Annotated in this window: 2 protein-coding genes; one reads left to right on the plus strand and one right to left on the minus strand. The window is 66.5% G+C overall.

What is annotated here, in order from left to right; translation table 11 throughout:
• The first annotated feature begins 240 nt into the window (after positions 1–240).
• Positions 241–1,443 carry an IS110 family transposase gene (locus ACIP98_RS42355; RefSeq protein WP_401982215.1) on the plus strand — a complete coding sequence of 401 codons (1,203 nt, stop codon included), beginning with the start codon at positions 241–243 and terminating at the stop codon, positions 1,441–1,443.
• Here the strand turns inward: ACIP98_RS42355 and ACIP98_RS42360 are convergent.
• Entirely contained in the window at positions 1,436–1,918 is a 483-nt protein-coding gene (locus tag ACIP98_RS42360) for a hypothetical protein (protein WP_401982217.1), read from the minus strand. The two genes, ACIP98_RS42355 and ACIP98_RS42360, sit on opposite strands and share 8 nt — an antisense overlap.
• Positions 1,919–1,986 lie beyond the last annotated feature (68 nt).

Genomic DNA, 1,986 nt, shown 5'->3' on the forward strand with positions numbered 1-1,986 from the left:
CCCCATTACCTTGTTGATCAGCCCCGCAATGGGGTGCCCGGCCTCTGGGACGGCATGACTGTTCCCCCCTGTAGTCCGCATGATCTGGGGGGTGGTGTCACCGCTCCCGGAGGCACTGGCAGACCGCTGATTAGGGGCATGACCACCGACTCTTTCGGGAGGTTGGGAGGCTCTTCGTAATGTGGATGCCGGCAGCTGGTGCCGTAGGTAGGGCCGGGGACGTACGACCGGAGAGTGCACGTGATCGACACCAGTGACATCGGCGTCTTCCTCGGCCTGGACGTCGGCAAGGGCGAACACCACGCCACCGCGCTGACCCCGGCCGGGAAGAAGGCCCTCGACAAGCGGCTGCCCAACAGCGAACCCAAGCTCCGCGAGGTGTTCGCCAAGCTGATCGCGAAGCACGGCACCGTACTCGTCGTCGTCGACCAGCCCGCTTCCATCGGCGCCCTGCCCCTGGCCGTGGCCCGCGACGCGGGCTGCAAGGTCGCCTATCTGCCCGGGCTGACGATGCGGCGGATCGCCGATCTCTATCCCGGCGAGGCCAAGACCGATGCGAGGGACGCGTTCATCATCGCGGACGCGGCCCGGGCGATGCCGCACACCCTTCGCGCCATCGAGCTCGAAGACGAGACCGTCGCCGAGCTGGAGATGATCGTGGGCTTCGACGACGACCTCGCGGGTGAAGCCACCCGGGTCGCGAACCGGCTCCGCGGGCTGCTGACCCAGATTCACCCGCACCTGGAGCGAGTTGTCGGCCCGCGCATCCAGCACCCGGCCGTTTTGATGCTGCTGGAACGGTTCGGATCCCCGGCCCAGATCCGCAAGGCCGGACCCCGACGGCTGGTCACCCTCATACGTCCGAAGGCCCCGCGGATGGCCGAGCGCCTGGTCGAAGACATCTTCACCGCTCTGGACGAGCAGACCGTGGTCGTTCCCGGCACCGACGCGGCCGCACTCATCGTGCCCAGTCTCGCCACTTCCCTCACCGCCGTCCTCGACCAGCGCAAACTCCTGGCCACCAGGATCGAGGAGCTGCTGGAGTCCCACCCTCTTTCCAAAGTCCTGACGTCCATGCCGGGGATCGGCGTCAGGACCGGAGCCAGGATCCTCATCGACGTCGGCGACGGCAGCAGTTTTCCGAGTGCCGCCCACCTTGCCTCCTACGCCGGCCTCGCCCCGGCCACCCGCAGCTCGGGCTCCTCTATCCGCGGAGAACAACCCTCCCGCCGCGGAAACAAGCAGCTCAAGAGAGCGTTCTTCCTCTCCGCGTTCGCCGCCCTGGCCGATCCCGCCTCCCGGGCCTACTACGACAAGAAGATCAAGCAGGGCAAGCATCACACCCAAGCTCTCCTCTGCCTCGCCAGACGTCGGGCCGACGTGCTCTTCGCGATGCTCCGCGACGGCACCTTCTACGAGCCGCAGCCAGCGGCGGTCATATGACCTGCGGGTCACCCAGCAGCACCACACGGTCGGCCTCGACATCGAAGCCGAGAACCGGGTGGAGCGGATCAGACTCCGGGCTCAGCAACACCGGCTTCCCGAGCCGACGCCCGATTGCCCGCAGCAGACGGCACAGCACATCCACGCCGTGCTGACCCTGCAACTCCCGCAGATCAACGTCGAAGTCGATCGAGCCAGCCTCATACGCCCGAAAGATCACCAGGAATCCAGGAACCGGCCAGACCCTCAGCAACGCGTCGGCACCCTCACCGCGGGTCAACATCTCCGCAGCCCTCGGCAGCCGGACCACAGCACCGTCCTCGGAGTACTCGCACGACCACCCCTGCGACCGAACGAGATCAAGCACCGATTGCCAGTCCTCCACCGAGGTATCCGGGACGCGGACGTCCGGCAGCGACCCCATCAACTCGGGAGCAAAGAAGCTTTTGACGTCATCCCACAGCAGGTCAGGCATCACGCCATGCTGCCTTGCCACTCACCGAAACGCAGCCCGATTCCCTTGACGAAACCCATAGGGGCACC

It is taken from the genome of Streptomyces sp. NPDC088354 (genome assembly GCF_044753585.1).
Lineage (GTDB): Bacteria > Actinomycetota > Actinomycetes > Streptomycetales > Streptomycetaceae > Actinacidiphila.

Excerpts from the sequence above, each read along its gene's own strand:
- ACIP98_RS42360 (WP_401982217.1), bottom strand. The coding sequence starts at position 1,918 with ATGCCTGACCTGCTGTGGGATGACGTCAAAAGCTTCTTTGCTCCCGAG.